Origin of the sequence: Reyranella sp. (genome assembly GCF_965228225.1) — a bacterium.
In the GTDB taxonomy this organism is placed as follows: Bacteria; Pseudomonadota; Alphaproteobacteria; order Reyranellales; family Reyranellaceae; genus Reyranella.
Genome location: NZ_OZ245801.1, coordinates 742,136 through 761,939 on the forward strand (window position 1 = coordinate 742,136; position 19,804 = coordinate 761,939).

The 19,804-nt window shown below is 67.0% G+C and carries 8 protein-coding genes; 4 read left to right on the plus strand and 4 right to left on the minus strand.

Annotated features, from left to right (window positions below; genetic code table 11):
- Positions 1–4: 4 nt before the first annotated feature.
- Entirely contained in the window at positions 5–985 is a 981-nt protein-coding gene (locus ACO07K_RS03565; RefSeq protein ID WP_422034513.1) for a Gfo/Idh/MocA family protein, read from the minus strand.
- A 288-nt stretch (positions 986–1,273) separates the two neighbouring features.
- Here ACO07K_RS03565 and ACO07K_RS03570 point away from each other — a divergent pair, with 288 nt between their 5' ends.
- Together ACO07K_RS03570 and ACO07K_RS03575 are read left to right on the plus strand one after the other, a co-directional pair.
- Complete coding sequence (locus tag ACO07K_RS03570) at positions 1,274–10,855, plus strand: choice-of-anchor I family protein (protein ID WP_422034514.1); 9,582 nt, start codon at positions 1,274–1,276, stop codon at positions 10,853–10,855.
- Between the two features lie 115 nt (positions 10,856–10,970).
- On the plus strand, positions 10,971–12,119 hold the full coding sequence (locus tag ACO07K_RS03575) for an alanine racemase (RefSeq protein WP_422034515.1): 1,149 nt from the start codon (positions 10,971–10,973) through the stop codon (positions 12,117–12,119).
- Between the two features lie 5 nt (positions 12,120–12,124).
- Here ACO07K_RS03575 and ACO07K_RS03580 read toward each other — a convergent pair whose 3' ends face one another.
- Complete coding sequence (locus tag ACO07K_RS03580; RefSeq protein WP_422034516.1) at positions 12,125–14,401, minus strand: DUF3141 domain-containing protein; 2,277 nt, start codon at positions 14,399–14,401, stop codon at positions 12,125–12,127.
- A 222-nt stretch (positions 14,402–14,623) separates the two neighbouring features.
- On the opposite strand from ACO07K_RS03580, the gene ACO07K_RS03585 reads away from it, so the two are divergent.
- Positions 14,624–15,346, plus strand: coding sequence for a glycoside hydrolase family 25 protein (locus tag ACO07K_RS03585; protein WP_422034518.1), 723 nt, complete (start codon positions 14,624–14,626; stop codon positions 15,344–15,346).
- A gap of 95 nt (positions 15,347–15,441) precedes the next feature.
- A complete protein-coding gene (locus tag ACO07K_RS03590; protein ID WP_422034520.1) occupies positions 15,442–17,046 on the plus strand; it encodes an ABC transporter substrate-binding protein in 1,605 nt (534 codons plus the stop codon).
- A gap of 7 nt (positions 17,047–17,053) precedes the next feature.
- On the opposite strand, the gene ACO07K_RS03595 is transcribed toward ACO07K_RS03590, so the two are convergent.
- Together ACO07K_RS03595 and ACO07K_RS03600 are read right to left on the minus strand one after the other, a co-directional pair.
- The gene (locus tag ACO07K_RS03595) at positions 17,054–18,382 is read right to left on the minus strand and encodes an LLM class flavin-dependent oxidoreductase (RefSeq protein ID WP_422034521.1); all 1,329 of its coding nucleotides are present in this window, start codon (positions 18,380–18,382) and stop codon (positions 17,054–17,056) included.
- Entirely contained in the window at positions 18,379–19,770 is a 1,392-nt protein-coding gene (locus ACO07K_RS03600; protein ID WP_422034522.1) for an LLM class flavin-dependent oxidoreductase, read from the minus strand. The genes ACO07K_RS03595 and ACO07K_RS03600 overlap by 4 nt, the downstream gene beginning before the upstream one ends.
- Positions 19,771–19,804: the final 34 nt, after the last annotated feature.

A 19,804-nucleotide genomic window follows, 5' to 3' on the forward strand; every position in this document is an offset into this window, starting at 1 on the left:
CGGTCTAAGGCGCGCGCGTCGCGAGAATGGCCTCGACGATCTCCTGGACGTCGAGCGCTTCTTGCAGCGTGGCGAGATGATGCGCCTCGCCGCGGGCCAGTCTCGCCACACCCTCGAGCTGGCGCTTCAATGCCAGCGGCCGCGCCCGCTCGTTGGGCATCGCATCCGGGGCGGGCTGCCAGGAGCCGTCGGGCAGGCGGCGTTCGGCGATCGACCAGTCGCACAGGCGCACGGCGCCGCGGTCGCCCTCCAGCATCCAGACATTGTGATCGTCCTTCGTCGTCCCGCCGACGGCGCCGGAAAGCGTCACCGGCAGGTCGCCGGCCCGCAAGGTGGCGTGGATGCGCCGTTCGGATCGGCCGGGCTCCGCGAACCAGGCCTCGGCGACGAGATCGTGCAGCGGTCCGACGAGACGCCGGGCCAGGAAGAGGAAGTGCGAGACCACCTCGCGGGTGAACCCGCCCTGTTGTGGCCTGTCCAGCCATGCCACGGCATCGGCCTGCCAGGGGCGCGGCCAGACTTTGAAGCCGACTTCGATATCGATGCGGCGCGGCGTGCCGATCTCGCCCTTGGCGATCCAGTCGCGCAGCGCGGCCACGGCGAAGGAGGAGGCGAAGGGGAAGTTCACGGCGCCCCGGGTGCCGGCTTCGCGCACGAAGGCTCGCGCATCGGCGACGTCGACCGATAGCGGCTTCTCGCCGAAGACGCTCTTGCCGGCGGCAAGGGCCGCCCGCGCGTGTCCGAGATGCGAGGCCGGCGGCGAGGCGACGTAGACGCAATCGCTCGCCGCGATCACCGCCGCCGCATCGGCCAGGCGCGGCACGGCCGGGAAGGTGTTTTCCATGCGCCGCATCGCGTCGGGCGAGGGATCCCAGATGCCGGACACATGGACCAGAGCGCGGTCCTGTTGAAGAATCGCGCCGAGCAGACGCTCGCCCATGATGCCTGCGCCGATGATGCCGATCGCCACGCTGCCATTTGTCATTCGATCACTTTCATCAGGTTGCAGAAGAGTCAGTCACGACACCGTCGCTGCACGCGCATGTCGTAACGAAGATTGCACGAATCCTTAAAAAGATTCCGAGTGGAAATCCACGCAACGCACAGCGTGTGACATCAACTCGTAAGCAAGCGCTCCTAAGAAAATCACCGGAGAGTTTCAGCCGGTGTCGTTCCTTTGACCCCGAATCGCAGACCGCGATTCGGTGCAGGGCGAAGCCATGCCCGGGGCAAAGGGCGGCATTGGCGCTTGTAAACGGGGAGCCACAGTTCCATGTCGACCTCATATCACGCGCTCGCTGCCGGCAACCTCACCCAGAATTGGAGCAACGCCGGTCAGATCGCCACCTCGGATGATTGGTCGGGCGTGCCCGGCATCATGGGATACAGAGGCGACGACATGACGCCGATCATCGGCGCCGATCCGCGCACGCTGACGATGGACGGAGTGCCGCCGTCGGTCATCGACGTCAACCCCAATCAAACGGACCCGGACATCTTCACCACGGGCGGCGTCACCGAATTCGCCATTGCCGATCCGACCGTTGCGCTCACCGGGTCGGGCACGGCCGACGCGCCGTCGCTGGTCTTCTATCTCGACGCCACCGGCCGCCAGGACATCCGTGTCCAATTCAATGCCCGCGACATCGACGGATCGGCGGACAATGCGATGCAGCAGCTCAATGTGCAGTACCGAGTCGGCTCGACAGGGACCTGGGCCAACGTCGCCGGCGGCTACCAGGCCGACGTGACGGCCGGCGGCAGCGCCACGCTGGTGACGGCGATCGACGTGATCCTGCCGGCCGCGGCCAACAACCAGGCACAGGTCGAGGTTCGCGTCATGACCACCAACGCCCTGGGCAACGACGAGTGGGTCGGCATCGACGACATCAACATTTCCAGCAGCGCCGTCAACGAGCCGATCGATCTCTCGACCTACGTCCTGGTCGCGCGATACGACCTGCCGGAGCCGACGCGGACCGACGCTCCCGCCAACAGCGTGCTCGCCCAGGAAGTCTCAGGCGTTACGTACAACTGGGACACCGACACGCTGTTCGTCGTCGGCGACGGCGGCACGTCCGTCGTGCAGGTGAGCAAGACCGGGCAGCTGATCGACTCCATGACCCTGGCGCCGGGCGGCAGCCCGCAGGGCACAGCGTTCTATGACCCGGAGGGGATCACCTATATCGGCAACGGCAAGTTCGTGATGACGGAGGAGCGCGACCGGCAGGCGGTCGAGTTCACCTATTCCGCCGCAAGCGTGCTCGAGCGCAGCGGCACGCGGACCGTCGACCTCGGGACCTTCGTCCAGAACATCGGCCTGGAAGGCCTCACCTACGACCCCTCGACGGGCGGATTCATCTTCGTCAAGGAGTCGGGGCCGCAAGGCATCTTCCAGACCGGCATCGACTTCGCCGCCGGCACCGCCACCAACGGCTCGGCAGACACCGCCAATTCGGTCGATCTCTTCGATCCGGCGCTGGCCGGCCTGTCCGATTTCGCCGACGTCTTCGCCCTGTCGAACCTGCCCGCCTTCAACGGAACGCCGCAGGCGGGCCAGCTGCTGGTGCTGAGCCAGGAAGAGGGCAAGATCGTCCTGATCGATCGCGCCGGGCAGGTGCAAAGCTCTCTCACCATCGTTTCCGATCCCGGCAATCCGCTCTCGGTCCCGGCCCAGCAGCATGAAGGCCTGACCATGGACCGCGACGGCAATCTCTACGTCGTCAGCGAAAATGGTGGCGGCGATTTCGATCATCCCCAGCTCTGGGTCTATGCACCGTCGGCGGCCGCCAACCAGGCGCCGACCGCCGTCGTCCTGAACGACCAGACCAATGCGCTGCCGGAGAATTCCAACACGACCACGCGGATCAAGGTGGCCAGTGTCGCGGTCACCGACGACGGGATGGGGACCAACCAGCTGACCGTCAGCGGCGCCGACGCGGCGTTCTTCGAGGTCGACAGCAACGGTCTGTACATCAAGGCCGGCACGACCCTCGATTACGAAACGAAGGCGAGCTACGCGGTCACGGTCAACGTCGATGACGCCGCCGTGGGCAATGCGCCGGATGCGACCGCGGCGTTCACGCTCAATCTCGGAAATATCGAGAACGAAGCTCCCGCCGCGCCGTCCCTCTACGTCTCGGAGGTGGCCCCCTGGTCCAGCGGCAACAGCCCCGCCGCCCTGGGAGTCGACTGGTTCGAGATCACCAATGGCGGCACGACCCCCATCGACATCACCGGCTGGAAGATGGACGACAGTTCGGCATCCTTCGCCACGGCGGTGGCGCTGAACGGCATCAGCACCATCAATCCCGGCGAGTCGGTGATCTTCCTGGAGGCCGCTCCCGGCAGCCTGGATGCCAAGAAGGCCGCCTTCCTGGCGACCTGGTTCGGCTCGAACCCGCCCGCCAACCTGCAGGTAGGCAGCTACAGCGGCAGCGGTGTCGGCCTCAGCACGGGCGGCGACGGGGTCAACCTCTACAACGCCGCAGGGGTTGTGCAGACCGGCATCACCTTCGGCGCTTCGCCGGCCGGTCCGTATCCGACGTTCGACAACGCGGCCGGCCTGACCAACGCGGCGGTCTCGCAGTTGAGCGCCGTGGGCGTGCACTCCGCCTTCGCCGCGGCCGGCGATGCGGCCGAGATCGGCTCGCCCGGCACGGTCGGCAAGGTGTTCATTTCGGAGGTGGCGCCGTGGTCGAGCGGGAACAGCCCCGCTGCCCTGCAGGCCGACTGGTTCGAGGTCACCAACAGCAGTGCCTTTGCCGTCGACATCACCGGCTGGAAGATGGACGACAGTTCGGGCTCGTTCGCCGCTGCGGTGGCGCTCAGTGGCATCACCTCCATCGCGGCCGGCGAGTCGGTCGTCTTCCTCGAGGCCACCTCCGGCGACTTCGCGGCCAAAAAGGCCGCGTTCCTGGCGACCTGGTTCGGCTCGAACCCGCCCGCCAATCTTCAAATCGGCAACTACACCGGCAGCGGAGTCGGTCTCGGCACCGGCGGCGATGCCGTGAACCTCTACAACAACAACGGCGTCCTGCAGGCAACCGTGGCCTTCGGTGCATCGCCCGCGGGCCCGTCGTTCGCGACCTTCGACAATACCGTTGGTGCGACCGGCGCGCCGACACCGATCTCGCAGCTCAGCGCAACCGGAGTCAACGGGGCGCTCGCCGCCGCCGGCGATGCCAACGAGATCGGCTCGCCCGGCCGAATCTCTTCCTCCGAACCGATCGATACCACGGCGCCGACTCTGACCTCCGCGACGCCGGCCGACAATGCCGCGGGCGTGGCGCCGTCCGCCGACATCGTCCTGACCTTCAGCGAGGCCGTCAAAGCCGGCACGGGCGACGTCACCGTCACGAACGGCGCCGGTGACGTGCGCACGATCACGATCGGCACGAGCGATCCGGACGGAACCGTCACCATCAACGGCAGCGAGGTCCGCATCGACCTCGCGACCGACCTGGCCGCCGGCAGCCACTACGACGTGGTCGTCGCGGCCGGCGCGCTCCAGGACGCGGCCGGCAACGACTTCGCAGGCATTGCGGCCGGCGGCCTCGACTTCACCACCGCCGGCCCGGCGCTCACCGCCATCTACACCATCCAGGGCGCCGGCCATCAGTCGGCTCTGGTCGGCACGACCGTGGCGACCCGCGGCGTGGTGACGGCCATCGACAGCAACGGCTTCTACATCCAGGACGCCACGGGCGACGGCAACGGCGCGACGTCGGACGCCCTCTTCGTCTTCACCGGCAGCGCGCCCACCGTGACCAAGGGTCACCTCATCGAGGTGAGGGGCGCCGTGTCGGAGTTCGTTCCCAACGGTGCCGCGGCGGGCAGCCTGTCGATCACCCAGCTCACCGCCCCGACCGTCACCGACCTGGGCGTCGGCCCGGCCATCGCCGCCGTGCAGATCGGCGGCAGCGCCGGGTTGAAGCCGCCGACCTCCAATCTCGACGATGACGGCCTCACCACCTTCGATCCGGTCAATGACGGCATCGACTTCTTCGAGGCCCTCGAGGGAATGCTGGTCACGGTCAAGGCGCCGGTCGCGGTCAGCCCGACCAACGGCTTCGGCGAGATCTTCACCATCGTCGACAATGACGACAACCCCGCCAGTGGGCTGAACACCAATAGCCCGAGCGCGCAGGGCGGCGTGATCGTCGCGGGCGGCACGCCGTCGTTCGGCAACACCAACACGGTGGGCGGCGACTTCAACCCGGAACGGATCCAGATCGACGACGACAGTGGCGTCCTGGCCGGCTTCGTCACGCCCGGCGTCAACGTCGGTGCCCAGCTCAGCGACGTCAAAGGCGTCGTGAGCTACGCGTTCGGCCAGTACGAGGTGGTGGCGACCGAAGCCTACACGGTGACGTCGCCCGGCACGCTCGTGCCCGAAACGACGTCCCTCGTCGGCACCGGCAGCCGCCTGACCGTCGCCAATTACAATATCGAGAACCTCGACCCGTCCGACGGCGCGGCCAAGTTCAATACGCTGGCGCAGCAGATCCTCAACAATCTCAAGGCGCCCGACATCCTGTGCCTGCAGGAGGCGCAGGACAATAACGGCCCGACCAACGACAGCGTCACCTCGGCCTCGGCCACCTTGCAGATGCTGGTCGACGCCATCAACACCCTCAGTGCCGCCTCGGGTGGCACGGTCCAGTATGCCTTCCAGGACAATCCGTTCATCGGCGACGACCTGAACGGCGGCGAGCCCGGCGGCAACATTCGTAACGCCTATCTCTACCGGGTCGACAGGGGCGTCGACCTGGTGGACGGCTCGCTGCGCACCATCGATGCCAGCGGCGCGGCGACGACCGCCGTCGGCGGCAATGCCGACGCCAGCCATCCCTTCTTCGACTCGCGGCTGCCCCTCGTGGCGGACTTCACCTTCAACGGTCAGACCATGACGATCGTCAACAACCACTTCTCCTCGAAGGGCGGGAGCGGGGCGCTGATGGGTACCCAGCCGCCGTTCAATTCGGACGAGGATGCGCGGGCGGCGCAAGCCCAGACGGTCAACACCTACGTCGACTCCCTGCTGGCCGCCGATCCGGACGCCCGGGTGGTGGTGGCGGGCGATCTGAACGAGTTCGAGTTCGAGGAGCCGATGGCGGTGCTGCAGGGCACGGCCACCTACCAGGATGGCGCCGATGCCGACACACTGCCCGAATATACGACGGGCGGCACGGCGATCCTTGACGCCATGGTCGAGATGCTGCCGGTCAACCAACGCTACGACTACGTGTTCGACGGCAATTCCCAGTCGCTCGACCACATGTACGTGACCGACGCAGCCCGCGCCGGCGCGCAGTACGACATCGTTCACATCAACGCCGAATTCTCGAACCAGGCGAGCGATCACGACGCGCTGGTGGCGAGCTTCGACATGTCGGCGCCGGTTTCGACGACGCCGACCGATGCGATTTCGATCAACGTCGCGGGCTCGCTGACACTGGCTGGTGCGGAAATCTCGGCTTTCGACGCCGGCAGCGACCGCCTGTTCACCACCTCGAGCGTTGGCCTGCAGGTCGTCAACCTGGCCGATCCCGAGGCGCCGACGCTGATCGCCACGGTCGACTTCACGGCCCTGGGCTTCGCCACCACCGACATCACCAGCGTCGCGGTGAAGAATGGCATTGTGGCCGTCGCGTTGCCGGCGGCCGTCAAGACCGATCCCGGGCACGTCGTCTTCCTGAAGGCCTCCGACCATACGCTGCTCGGCTCGGTCGAGGTGGGTGCTTTGCCCGACATGCTGGTCTTCACACCGGACGGCAAGAACGTCCTGGTGGCCAACGAGGGCGAGCTCGACGCCAGCGGTGCGGATGCGCCGGGGTCGGTGAGCATCATCGACATATCGGGCGGTGTTCCGGCTGCCACGGTCAAGACCGCGACCTTCGACAGCTTCAACGGCCAGGAAGACGCGTTGCGGGCCGAGGGCGTGCGCATCTTCGCCGGCAAGACGGTCTCGATGGACGTCGAGCCCGAGTACATCGCGATCTCGCCGGACGGCACCAAGGCGATGGTCACCCTGCAGGAGGCCAATGCGCTGGCGATCCTCGACCTCGCCACCGGGACCTTCACCGACATCGTGCCGCTCGGCCTCAAGGACTGGACCGGCCTGAAGCTCGACGTGAGCGACCGCGACGGGCCCAACGGCACGACAGCGATCAACCTGATCACCGACTCGCACCTCTTCGGCATGTACATGCCGGACGCGATCGCCAGCTATACGACGGGCGGCCAGGCCTACTACGTCATGGCCAACGAGGGGGACGACCGTGACGACTTCCTGACGCCCGACGAGACCATCCGCGTCAGCTCGGGCTCGTACGACCTCGACAATGCGCTCTATCCCGACGAGGCGGCGCTGAAGAACCAGGCCGAGCTCGGTCGCCACACGGTGTCCAACAGCCCCGGGCTGCGCGGCGACACCGACGGCGATGGCGACATCGACCAGATGCTGACCTATGGCGGCAGGTCGTTCTCGATCGTCGATTCGGAAGGTACCCGCGTCTTCGACAGCGCCGACGTGATCGAGCGCATCATCGTCGAGCAATTCCCCGCCCTGTTCGACGATTCGCGCAGTGACAACAAGGGTCCCGAGCCGGAAGGCATCACCATCGGGACCATCGGCGGCCAGACCTACGTCTTCGTCGCCCTCGAGCGCTCCAACATTACGCTCGCCTTCGACATCACCGATCCCGCTCACGTCACCTATACGGGCGCGGCCTACAACAGCGGAGACCTGAGCCCGGAAGGCCTGCTGTTCATCCCGGCCGCCGATTCGCCCACCGGCAAGGACCTGCTGGTCTCCAGTAACGAGGTGAGCAACACGGTCACGGTCTTCGAGGTCGGCGCACCGCCGCCGTTCACGCTCCAGCTCCTGCACCTCTCGGACGGCGAGGCGGGCCTGCTGGCCGGCGACACCGCACCGAACCTGGCGGCGCTGGTCGATGCGTTCGACGGTACCTACGCCAACACGCTGATCCTGTCGGGTGGCGACAACTTCCTCCCGGGCCCGTTCCTCAACGCCGGCACCGATCCCTCGCTCAACGCCGTTGCGGGCATTGGCGCCACCGCGGCCGGCCGGCCCGACATTGCGATCCACAATGCGATCGGTGTCGAGACCTCGACCATCGGTAACCACGAGTTCGACCTCGGGTCGACGGCATTCCGCGATGCCTTCTCGCCGTCCGGTGCCTGGGGCGGCGCCAACTTCCCCTACCTGTCGTCGAACCTGGACTTCTCCGGCGACGCCGTCCTGGCGCCGCGCTACACGAACACACTGGATGGTGGCACCGGCACGTCGGTGGCCGAAGCCAGCACGCTCAAGGGCCGTATCGCCCCGGCGGTGGTCGTCACCGAGGGCGGAGAAAAGATCGGCATCGTCGGCGCCACGACGCAGATCCTGGAGTCGATCTCCTCGCCCAACGGCACCGAGGTCAAGGGCTTCCCGACCGGGGCGGGCCCCAACGGCGAAGTCGACGACATGGACCTGCTGGCCGCACAGCTGCAGCCGATCATCGACGAGCTGATCGCCGAGGGCGTCAACAAGATCATCGTGACCGCGCATCTGCAGCAGATCGCCAACGAGAAGCTGCTGGCGACGAAGCTCAAGGGGGTCGATATCATCCTCTCGGCGGGCTCGAACACCCGACTGGGCGACGCGGACGACGAGGCGGCGGCTTTCCCGGGCCATGCGGCGGATTTCGCCGACACCTATCCGCTCGTCACCCAGGGGGCCGACGGCAAGACGACGCTGATCGTCAACACCGACGCCGAATACACCTATCTCGGCCGTCTGGTCGTCGATTTCGACGCCAACGGCGACATCATCGTGGCCAGCCTGACTGAAAACGTCACCATCAACGGGGCCATTGCCGCGACCACCGAAAACGTGGCCGAGGCGTGGGGCGTCACCGAGGCCGAGCTGGAGACGACGGCTTTCGCCGACGGCACGAAAGGCGACCAGGTGCGAGACATCACTCAGGCCGTCGATGCGGTGATCGGTGCGAAGGACGGTACCGTGTTCGGCTTCACCGACGTCTATCTCGAGGGCGAGCGGGCCTTCATCCGTTCGCAGGAGACCAATCTCGGCAACCTGTCAGCCGACTCAGGCATCTATGCCGCGAAGAAGGCCCTGGGTGACGCCGCCGACGACATGTTCATCGTCGGGCTGCGCAACGGCGGCGGAATCCGTGCCCAGATCGGCTCGGTCGACCAGGAAGGCGACAAGGTCGCGCCGATCGCCAACCCTGACGCCGACAAGCCAGGCGGCGGCGTGTCGCAGCTCGACGTCGAGAACGCATTGCGCTTCGACAACAAGACCATGGTGTTCGACACCGACGCCGCCGGGCTGAAGGCGATCCTGGAACACAGCGTCGCGGCCGGCGCCAACCAGGGTCGCTTCGCCCAGGTTGGCGGCCTGCGTTACTCCTACGATCCCGACAACGCGGCCGGCTCGAAGGTGATGAACATCTCTTTGGTCGACCAGAACGGCGTCGTCGTCAGGCGCGTGCTGGAGAACGGCGTGATCTCCGAGGACGCCCCGGACGTGATCACCGTGTCGACGACGTCGTTCACCGCCAACGGCGGCGACGGCTACCCGATCAAGGCCAACGGCAGCAACTTCCGCTTCCTGCTGAACAACGGCATGCTGGGCATTCCGGTCGACGAGGCGCTCGACTTCACCCTCGCGGCCAATACGCCGGCCAATGCGCTGGGCGAGCAGGACGCCTTCGAGGCCTACATGCAGGCGCGCTATGGCACCCCTGACCGTGCCTACGACATGGCCGATACCGCCGAAGCGCTGGACATCCGCATCGAGAACCTGAACAGCCGCGCCGATGGCGTGTTCGCCGCCTCGGGTCCGGGAGGCACCGGCAACGACCATGTCACCGGGACGGAGGCTATCGACAACCTGATGGCCGGTGCGGGCGACGATACGGCGAGCGGCGGCGCCGGCGCCGACCTGATCGACCTCGGGGGCGGTGCGGACGTGATGCGCGACAGCCTGCCCAACCTGGACGGCGACCGCGTCTCGGGCTTCGGCCTCACCGACATGCTGGACATCGACGGCGCGTTCGTCGGCCGCTCGAACCTCGCCGTCATCAAGACGGCCGAGGGGGCGACGCTCAGCGCCGGGGGGGCGACCTTCCATCTGGTCGGCGACTTCGCCGCCGGCGACTTCCTGGCGGTGGCGCGCGGCACGGGCATCGATGCCCACACGACCGTCACCTTCGAACGCTACCTGCCGACGCTCTCGGAAGGCGTCCGGGTCAACCCGGCCCTGATCAACGGCATCGCCAGCGAGGAATTCCTCACCGGCGACGGCAATGTCGAGTTCGCCCTGAGCATGCGGTCCGCCACCTCGGAGTACAAGAACAGCCTCGGCACCTACATGATCGCGGCGGACGGCACGATCTCCGACGTCCGGATCCTGTTCAGCAACACGCTGGGCGCGGGCGGGGCGACCGTGAACCTCGGCACGCCCGACGCCAACGAGAAGATCGGGTTCTTCCTGATACAGGACGGGTTCGACGCCTACGGCAACCTGCCGGACAACCTGTCCTTCGTGGACCCGGGTACGTTGAATGTAGCCGATCTCGACAACGGCTTGCCGGTGGCGCTGCGCAGCGCGACCTTGGGCCAGCTCAACGGCGCACAGATCTTCCACTCGTTCTCGACGCTCAACCCGGGCGACGCGAACCAGTCGCTGTCCGGCATCTCCACCAACGGCCGCGAGCTCCTGATCGGCTTCGAGGACCAGGCGGTCACGTCGGGCGACAACGACTTCCAGGATGTCGTCTTCAGCATCCGGGTGAACTCGGACGGCCTGCTGGTCGTCTGACCGGGACGCGAGGGCGAGGAGGCCGGGGTTTCCGACCCCGGCATCCTCGCCGCCAAGCGCTCGGGAATGGGGTATCGTCCTCGGCCACGCATCCATTGCTGACCGAGAGACGGAAATGACCGAACCGCTGCCCCCGAAGCGCCCGACCTGGTGCGAAATCGACCTGTCGGTCGTGAAGGACAACCTCGTCCTGTTGCGCGACATGGTGGGGTGCGGGGTCGCGATCTTCGTTTGCCTCAAGGGCGATGCCAGCGGTTGCGGCGATGTCGCCGTTGGTCGCGCGGTACAGGATGCCGCCGTTGACGGTGTCGCCGGCCTCGCCTTCGGCAATCTCGACCGCGCAGTCGCCGCGCGCGACGCCGGGATAGGGTTGCCGATCCTCCTGTATCCGACATGCCTGCCAGAGGCGGCGCCCTTCCTGGAACGGCATGGCTTCATGCCGACACTATCGACCCTGGAGGAGGTGGCGGCCTGGTCGCGTCATGCGACGTCGCTTCAGGTCTACCTGAAGCTCGACGGTGGCGGCTTCCGGGCCGGCGCGTTGCCCCACCATGCCGCGGCGGTCGCACAGGCCATCGCCGGCAGCGCGACCCTCAAACTCGCCGGCGTCTATGGTCATCCCATGACGTCCTACGGCCCGGTCGATGCCGGCTACACTGACGCGCAGGTCACCTCCTGCCTTGCCGCGTTCGACGCCATTGCCAAAGCCGGTATCGAGGCGCCGATCCGCATGCTCTCGAGCTCGGCGATCATCCTCAGCAATCCAGAGGCCGATCTCAACGCCGTCGATCCCGGCCGGCTCGTTCTCGGCCACGGCTTTCCTGCAGTCGCGGGACGCGAGCGACCGTGGCGCCACGCGCTGGTGGGCCTGCGCAGCCGCCTGGTCATGGTGAAATCGCTGGCCGATCCAGGTGACGTTATGCCGGCTCCGTTCCTGCCGCTACGTCCCGGCATGCGCCTCGGCCTGATCCCCTATGGCTGGAGCGATGGATTTCCACGGCGCATGCCGGCCGCCGCCACGGCTCTCGTGCGCGGCCGCCGCGTTCGCCTGTTGGGACCCACCCATTCCGAGCTGATCCGCGTCGATCTCACCGACGCTCCCGACGCCCAGCTCGGCGATGAGGTGGTTCTCCTCGGCCGCTCGGGCGGTGAGGAGATCACCTTGCCGGATCTCAGCCGGCAATGGGGCACCGATGTCTCCGCTCTGTATCCCATGGTCGGAAAATCAATCCGTCGGGAATACGTCCAATCGGGAAATCGCTGAGAAGGTCAGCTGTACGACGTTCCACCCGGCGACTGATTCTGGAACGGCTCAGTCTGATAAGGCTGATTCTGGAACGTCTGATCTTGGAACGCCTGATCTTGGAACGATGGATCCTGATGGGGCTGGTTCTGGAATTCCCGGCCTGGGAGAGACTGTCCATGCGGCGCCAATGCCTCCTGGATGCGGCGCATGCGGGCCTCCGTCGGCGGGTAGCCGCTGGCGGCCACGACGTCCTGGATGGCCTGCCAGATCGTCTCGCGCTGCTGCGGGTCGTCGGGCAGGAGGAGAGGCAGCGCGTCGATGGCGCGCTCCTCGTCGAGGCGCAGGAGCATATGCTGGTCGCGCACCAGAACCTTGATCTCCGCGCCGGATTGCTGGTTGGTCGCGTCGAGGCGGCGCACCGCCTGCAGGACGGAGTAGCCGCGCTCGTCGGTGGTACCCTGGTCCATCCGCAGATACACGATCGCCCGGATGAAGGCGGCCGCCACGCCGCCCACCTCGAATTGCTCGTCGAGGGAGGCGCGCCGCTCGGCGATGATCGTGTCGCGCGTCAGGTCGCGCGTGGCCGCTTTCGGGCGGTCGTGCGTGTCGATGCCGGCCATCGCCTGTAGAAGGGGGGAGCCGTAGGTCGCGAGGAACATCGCCTCGGTCGTTGCATCGCGCACGGTCTGGTAATTCTGCCAGCAGCTCGCGATCCAGGAGGACGTGACTTTTTCCCAGGCGCGCAGCGGATTGTCGTCGGCGACCGGCCGGCGGTCGGCGCGGACGGCGGTCGCCAGCGACTGGATCGGCGTGGCAACCGGGTTGCGGTCCGAGAGGGCCGCGAAGCGCAGGCGGTTGGGATGCGCTTCGCGCACCCGGGCCGCCGATTGTTCGGTGGTCGCGGCCTGCACGACCGGCTGCAGGAACGTGCGATAGAGGGCCTTGTTGACCTCCGAGACCCGCGCGGCCGTGGCGAAGCGGCGCTCGTCCTCCGCGCTGTTGGTCCCCAGCGCGCGAATGTCGTCGAGCTTGCGGGTTTCCAGGCGGAACAGGTACTTGCCGTGAAGCAGGCCGGGGTTCACCGTCCCATCGTCGATGTCGGTGATGACCGCTTCATAGAGCCCCGGCGGCAGAAGATCGATCATCTCCATGCAGGAGGCGAGTTCGGCATGCTCGCGGGTCGCGACCTTGCCCGAAACGAAGATGCCGAGATGGCCGATCGTCTTGTGCAGCGTGTAGACGATGGTCTGTCCGTTCTCGACGATGTCGTCGTCCCGCTCGTAGAGGTCCAGGATCCAGTCCAGCGCCTGCTGCGGCGGGGTGATGTTGTCGCCCCACGAGCAGAGCACGACGATGGGGGAGCGTACGTTGCGCAGGTCCACACGGATGCCGGTCGACGTGCGGATCTCGCCGGCGGTCAGCTTGTTGCCCACGAAGAGATTGTCGGCGATCCACTGCATCTCGCCGGCGTTGAGCAGCACCGGGTTGCCCCACCAGGTCTCGAAGTCGAGGAAGCGCGGCGCCTCGGTATCGACCTTGGAATAGAGGTTGTAGCCCTTCTGCCAGTAGGTATTGGCGGGATTGAGCGATTCGAAGTTGGCGATCAGGTTCGCGCCATCGAAGAGACCCTTGCCGAGATCGCCCGAGAGTGCGGTGACCCACGTTCCGCCCAGGCTGCCGCCCAGGTAGCGCAGCGGATTGTGTCCATGCACGCCCGCCCAATAGGAGAGCGGCGCGCCGGCCAGCACGATCGGGCCGAAGATCCCGGGCCGGATCGCAGCCGTCATCATGATTTGCCATCCTGCCTGGCAGTTCGCGACGATGACCGGCTTGCCGTCGGCATCGGGATGCAGGCCCGCCACTGTCTCGACGAACGTCGCTTCCGCCATGCAGACATCCTCGATGGTCTGTCCCGGCACCGGCTCCGGCAGGAAGCTCACGAAGTAGCATTCGTGGCCGGCCGCGAGCGCGACGCCGATTTCGCTTTCCTGGTGCATGCCGCCGATGCCGGGCCCGTGTCCGGCGCGCGGATCGACGACGACAAAGGGCGCCTTCTCGGGATCGATCGCCGTTCCCGCAGGCGGCACGATGCGCACCAGCAAGTAGTTGACCGGCCGCGGCAGCAGCCGGCCGTCGCGCACCAGTTCGAACTCGAACCCCAGGACGCTGGGCGCGATCTTGTTCGCCTGCTCGAAGAAGATGTTGCCGCGCTGGCGCAACGCATCGAGCGTCAGGATGGAGCGCTGCCACGCGTCGATCCAGTATTCGCCGATGAAGCCGAAATTGGGAGTGGCCGACATGATGCGCCTCCTGAAGCAATGGCCTGCACCATCACATCGGCCTGCTACAGCGATATGAACCGCCGGACGGCAGAGAGGCAGGCACTATGTGTCCGGCGCCCGACTTGCCGCGCGCACCGAACGTCTTACTGTCCGTACATGATCTCCCGCAGGACCCTTCTTTCTGGGCTTGCCGCGACGGCGGCAGCCGGATGCACGCCCAGCCAGCCCGTTTCCACGTCGATGCCCTATCCGATCGCGCCGCCGCCGCCGGACCGGGCGACGTTGGGGCTCGATGCGGTCATCGACCTCAGCCGCAGCGTGACCGTCACCGATTTCCGGGCGGTACGTCGGAGCAATATTCTGGGCGTCGTCCACAAGGCGACCGAAGGCGGCGACTATCTCGACACGGCCTATGCCGGCCGGCGTCCGCAGGCCGAGGCGGCGGGCCTGCTGTGGGGCGCCTATCATTTCGGCACGGGCCAGACCCCGGGCGCGCGGCAGGCCGCGTACTTCCTCTCCGTCGCCCGGCCCGGCCCGCGCACCCTGCTGGCGCTCGATCTCGAAGCCAACGAGAACAATCCGGGCAACTCGATGCGGCTCGACCAGGCCGAGGAGTTCGTGCAGGCCGTGGCCGCGGCAACCGGCCGGCTGCCGGTCGTCTACGTGCATCCGACCTGGGCCAACGGCGATCCGCTGCCGAACTCCAACCTCAGCCTCGGCGCGCGCATCACACCGGATTCGCTCGTCGCCCGCTGTGGCCTGTGGATCGCCGACTATCACGACTCGCCCGAGATTCCCGTCGCCTGGGAAACGACGGGCTGGCGCCTCTGGCAATATGCCGGCGACGAGAGCGAGAGCAAGCCGGCCTACGGCCAGACCAGCATCGTGAGCGGCGTCAGCCACTGCGACCGCAACCTGTTCAACGGCGACGCGAGCGAGCTGCAGCGCTTCTGGGGCGCGTGATCGCTCCTCGATGCGAGGGCGGTCTTGAAGCTGTGACCTAGCACGCGTTTTGCGTCATCCTTCCCGACGGCGCGGGTCGCCCGGAGGGGTTTGGTATGCTGGCAAACGTACGGCGCAGGGTCCTCGGTCATCTGGTGGGCGGAGCGGCGGCGGCGCTGCTGGCGGCGTTGCCCGCCACGGCGATGGCACAGAAGCCGCCCTCCACCCTGAAGGTCGTGATGCATTCCGACCTCAAGGTGATCGATCCGATCTGGGTGTCGGCGCAGATCGGGCGCACGCATGCCTATCTCGTCTACGACACGCTTTTCTCGCTCGATGCCGACCTGAAGCCGCAACCGCAGATGGTCGACAGCTACACGGTGAGCCCGGACGGGCTGGTCTACACCTTCAAGCTGCGCGACGGCCTGCAATGGCATGACGGCGCACCCGTGAAGGCCGAGGACTGCATCCAGTCGGTCAAGCGCTGGGCCGAGCGCGACGGCGTCGGCCAGCGCCTGATGCAGCACACGCAGTCCTTCGATGTCGTCGACGACAAGACGTTCAAGCTCACGCTCAAGAACCCCTATGGCTTCGTCATCGCCTCGCTGGCCAAGCCCGGTAGCACCGTGCCCTTCATGATGCCCAAGCGCGTGGCCGACACGCCGGGCACGCAGCAGATCAAGGAGGCGACCGGTTCGGGGCCGTGGATCTTCAAGGCCGACGAGTGGAAGCCGGGCGAGAAGGTCGTCTACGTCAAGAATTCCAACTACAAGCCGCGGCCTGAGCCGGCGTCGGGCCTGGCCGGCGGCAAGGTCGCGAAGTTCGATCGCATCGAATGGCTGGCGATGCCTGACATCCAGACCGCGGCCAACGCGCTGATGACCGGCGAGATCGATGCCATCGAGGCGCTGCCGCTGGACCTGGCGCCGATGGTCGAGAAGAACAAGTCGATCGCCTTCATGCGCGGCAAGTATCCCGGCCAGTACACGCTTCGCCTGAACTGGCTGCATCCGCCGCTCGACAATCCGAAGATCCGCGAGGCGATCGGCTATGCGATCGACCAGCGCCCCTATCTCGAGGCCCAGATCGGCAACGAGAAGTTCTTCCAGCTCTGCAAGGCCTACTTCATCTGCAGCACGCCGCTGGCCAGCACCACGGCCATGGACGGCCGCCTCGAAGGCAATGTCGCCAAGGCGCGCGAGCTCCTGAAGGAGGCGGGCTACGACGGCACGCCGCTGGTGGTGATGCACACGACCGACCTGCCGGCGCTCATGAATCTGGCGCCGGTGGCGAAGTCGCAGCTCGAGCGCGCCGGCTTCAAGGTCGATATGCAGTCGATGGACTGGCAGACGACCGTCGCCCGCACCAACAAGCGCGACGCGCTGGACAAAGGTGGCTGGAGCGTCTTCCTCACGAGCTGGGGGGCCCTCGACTCGTCCGATCCGATCGTGTCGCAAAACCTCAACGCCTCCTGCGAGAAGGCGACGCCCGGCTGGCCGTGCGACAAGCGGATCGAGGAGTTGCGCGACCAGTTCGCGCTGGAAGGCGACGCCACCAAGAAGAAGGCGATCGCCGACGAGATCCAGACCCGCGCCGTCACGCTCGGCACGCACTATCCGCTGGGCGAGTGGTACGGTCAGTTCGCCTACCGCACCAACACCAAGGACTGGATGCCGCCGATGACGGCCATGCTGTTCTGGAACGCGGAGAAGACCCCGTAGCCGCGGCTCACGGCAGGAAAGGGTCTGCCGGGATCGGCAGGCCCATGTTTTCGCGCAAGGTGGCGCCCCTGTAGTCCGGCGGACGAAGCCCGCGGCGCTGGAGTTCCGGCACGACCAGCTCGACGAAGTCGCGCAGGCTGCGCGGCTGGACGGGCATGGACAGCATGAACCCGTCGCACGCCTTGCCGGTGTACCAATCCTCCATCATGTCGGCGACTTCCACCGCATCGCCCTTCACCATGTTGCCGCCCATCGACGGCAGCACGCGCTCGTAGGTGCCGCGCACGCTCAGGCCCTCGCGCGCCGCCATCTCCAGTACCGAGCGGCCGATCGCGGTGCCGCCGACACTCTCGCCCGGGCTCGCCGGCATCGGCCCGTCGAGCGCGGCCTCGCTCAGGTCGAAGCCCACCAGCTTCGACAGGTAGCTGACGGCCAGAGACGGCGCGATCAGGCCCTGAAGTTCTTCATAGAGGGCGTCGGCCTCGGCGCGGGTGCGGCCGACGAACACGCTGAGCGCGGGCAGGATCTTCAGCGCGTCGGGGGGACGGCCGTACTTCGGCATCCGCCCCTTGATGTCGGCATATTCCTTCTGGGCCTGGGCCTTGCTGCTGGCCGTGCCGAACAGGCCCTCGCCGCCATAGGCCGCCAGCTCCTTGCCGGCCTCCGACTGGCCGGCCATGAAGACCACCGGCTGGCCCTGCGGGGTGCGGGCGACATTGAGCGGTCCCTTGACCGCGAAATGTGTGCCGCGGTGGTTGGTCAGGCGCACCCGCGCCGGGTCCAGATACTGTCCCGTCGCCTTGTCCTGCGGGAACGCATCGGTCGCCCAGGAATCCCAGAGGGCGCGCACGACATCGAGGCTTTCCTGCGCCCGCTCGTAGCGCTCGACGCGACCCATATGCTCGTCACGGCCGAAATTCTTCGCATCCTCGACATATTGGGTCGTGACGAGGTTCCAGCCGGCCCGGCCGGCGCTGAGATGATCCAGCGAGGCGAATTTGCGGGCGATGCTGAACGGCTCTTCGTAGGTGGTGGTCGCGGTGGCGACCAGGCCCAGTCTGGTCGTGTGCTGTGCCAGCGCGGCGAACAAGGTCACCGGCTCGAACACCGCCGGACGATCGGATGGGCTGTTGGCGGCGAACAGGGCCGGCTTGTCCATCTGCCGCACGCCATTGCCGTCGGCCAGGAACATCATGTCGAGCTGGCCGCGTTCGGCGATCTGCGCCATCTCGACCATGCACTGAAGCTGCATGGTGGTCGTCGGGAAGGAATCGCGATGACGCCAGCCGCCGAGATGGCCGCCCAGGGCGCCGCCGGTGAAGCCCAGCACCATCATGCCGCGCCGCGCTCCGCTTTTTCTGCCGGCTCGCCCTGCCACTGGCTCGGAGCCTCGGGCAGGCCGAGATGGCCGCGCAGGGTGGTGGTCTCGTACTCCTTGCGGAAGATGCCGCGGCGCTGCAGCTCGGGCACGACCAGGTCGACGAAGTCGCTGAGGCCGCGCGGCTGGACCGGCGCCATAATGGTGAAGCCGTCGCCGGCCTTGCTGCGCCACCAATCCTCCATCTCGTCGGCGACCTGCGTCGGGCTGCCCTTGAACACCGGGCCGCCCAGCGCCGGCAGCGTGCGCTGGTAGGTCTCGCGGAGGGTGAGGCCGTCGCGCCGGGCCATGTCGATGATGTAGCGGCGCAGGCTGCTGCCACCCAGCGTCTCCTCGGCGAGGTCGTCGAACGGCAGCGGCCCGTCGAGCGGCAGGGTCTCGAGATCGTGCACCAGCATCTTGGAGAGATAGTGCACGCCCAGCGCCGGCGAGATCAACGACTGCAGTTCGAGATACAGATCCTCCGCTTCGGCGGCGCTGCGGCCGGTGAAGACGCTGACGCCCGGCAGGATCTTCAGCATGTCGGGCGCGCGGCCGTAGCGCGCCATGCGGCCCTTGATGTCGGCATAGGCGTCGATGCAATCCTGCTTGGTGGTGCCGGCGCCGAACAGCGCGTCGGCGTAGCGCGCCGCCAGCTCCATGCCGGGAGCGGACTGCCCGGCCATGAACACGATGGGCCGGCCCTGCGGCGTGCGCGAGATGTTCAACGGGCCCTTCACCGTGAAATGCGGGCCGCTATGGTCGATCGGCCGCACCCGCGTCGGGTCGAGATACTGGCCGCTCTCTTTGTCCTGCGGGAAGGCGTCGTCGGCCCAGCTATCCCACAGGGCCGCGACGACCTCGTAGAATTCCTGCGCCCGCGCATAGCGGTCTTCGCGGCCCATATGCTCGCTGCGGCCGAAGTTCAGCGCATCGCCGGCATTGGAGGCCGTGACCAGGTTCCAGCCGGCGCGGCCCTTGCTGATATGGTCCATCGAGGCGAAGCGGCGGGCGACCATCCACGGCTCGTCGTAGGTGCTGGTCGCGGTGGCGACGACCCCGACATGCTTGGTGACCATCGACACGGCCGAGAGCAGCGTCGTCGGCTCGAAGAAAGACGGTCGCGCCGAGGGATGATTGGCGGCGAACAGCGCCGGGCGGTCCATGTCGCGCACGCCGTTGCCGTCGGCCAGGAACACGCAGTCGAACTTCCCACGCTCGGCGATCTGCGACATCTCGATGAAGGCCTCGAGATTCATCACCGGACTGTCGAAGGCATCCTTGTGGCGCCAGCCACCGAGATGGCCGCCGACGAGATTGGGAATGCAGGCGAGATGCATCATGGCATCGGCTCCTCGTTCGGACATCGGCGGTCGCCGGCCAGTAAGGCACGGCCGCGGG

Excerpts from the sequence above, each read along its gene's own strand:
- ACO07K_RS03565 (WP_422034513.1), bottom strand. The coding sequence starts at position 985 with ATGACAAATGGCAGCGTGGCGATCGGCATCATCGGCGCAGGCATCATG.
- ACO07K_RS03595 (WP_422034521.1), bottom strand. The coding sequence starts at position 18,382 with ATGATGGTGCTGGGCTTCACCGGCGGCGCCCTGGGCGGCCATCTCGGC.
- ACO07K_RS03575 (WP_422034515.1), top strand. The coding sequence starts at position 10,971 with ATGACCGAACCGCTGCCCCCGAAGCGCCCGACCTGGTGCGAAATCGAC.
- ACO07K_RS03580 (WP_422034516.1), bottom strand. The coding sequence starts at position 14,401 with ATGTCGGCCACTCCCAATTTCGGCTTCATCGGCGAATACTGGATCGAC.
- ACO07K_RS03600 (WP_422034522.1), bottom strand. The coding sequence starts at position 19,770 with ATGTCCGAACGAGGAGCCGATGCCATGATGCATCTCGCCTGCATTCCC.
- ACO07K_RS03570 (WP_422034514.1), top strand. The coding sequence starts at position 1,274 with ATGTCGACCTCATATCACGCGCTCGCTGCCGGCAACCTCACCCAGAAT.
- ACO07K_RS03585 (WP_422034518.1), top strand. The coding sequence starts at position 14,624 with ATGCCCTATCCGATCGCGCCGCCGCCGCCGGACCGGGCGACGTTGGGG.
- ACO07K_RS03590 (WP_422034520.1), top strand. The coding sequence starts at position 15,442 with ATGCTGGCAAACGTACGGCGCAGGGTCCTCGGTCATCTGGTGGGCGGA.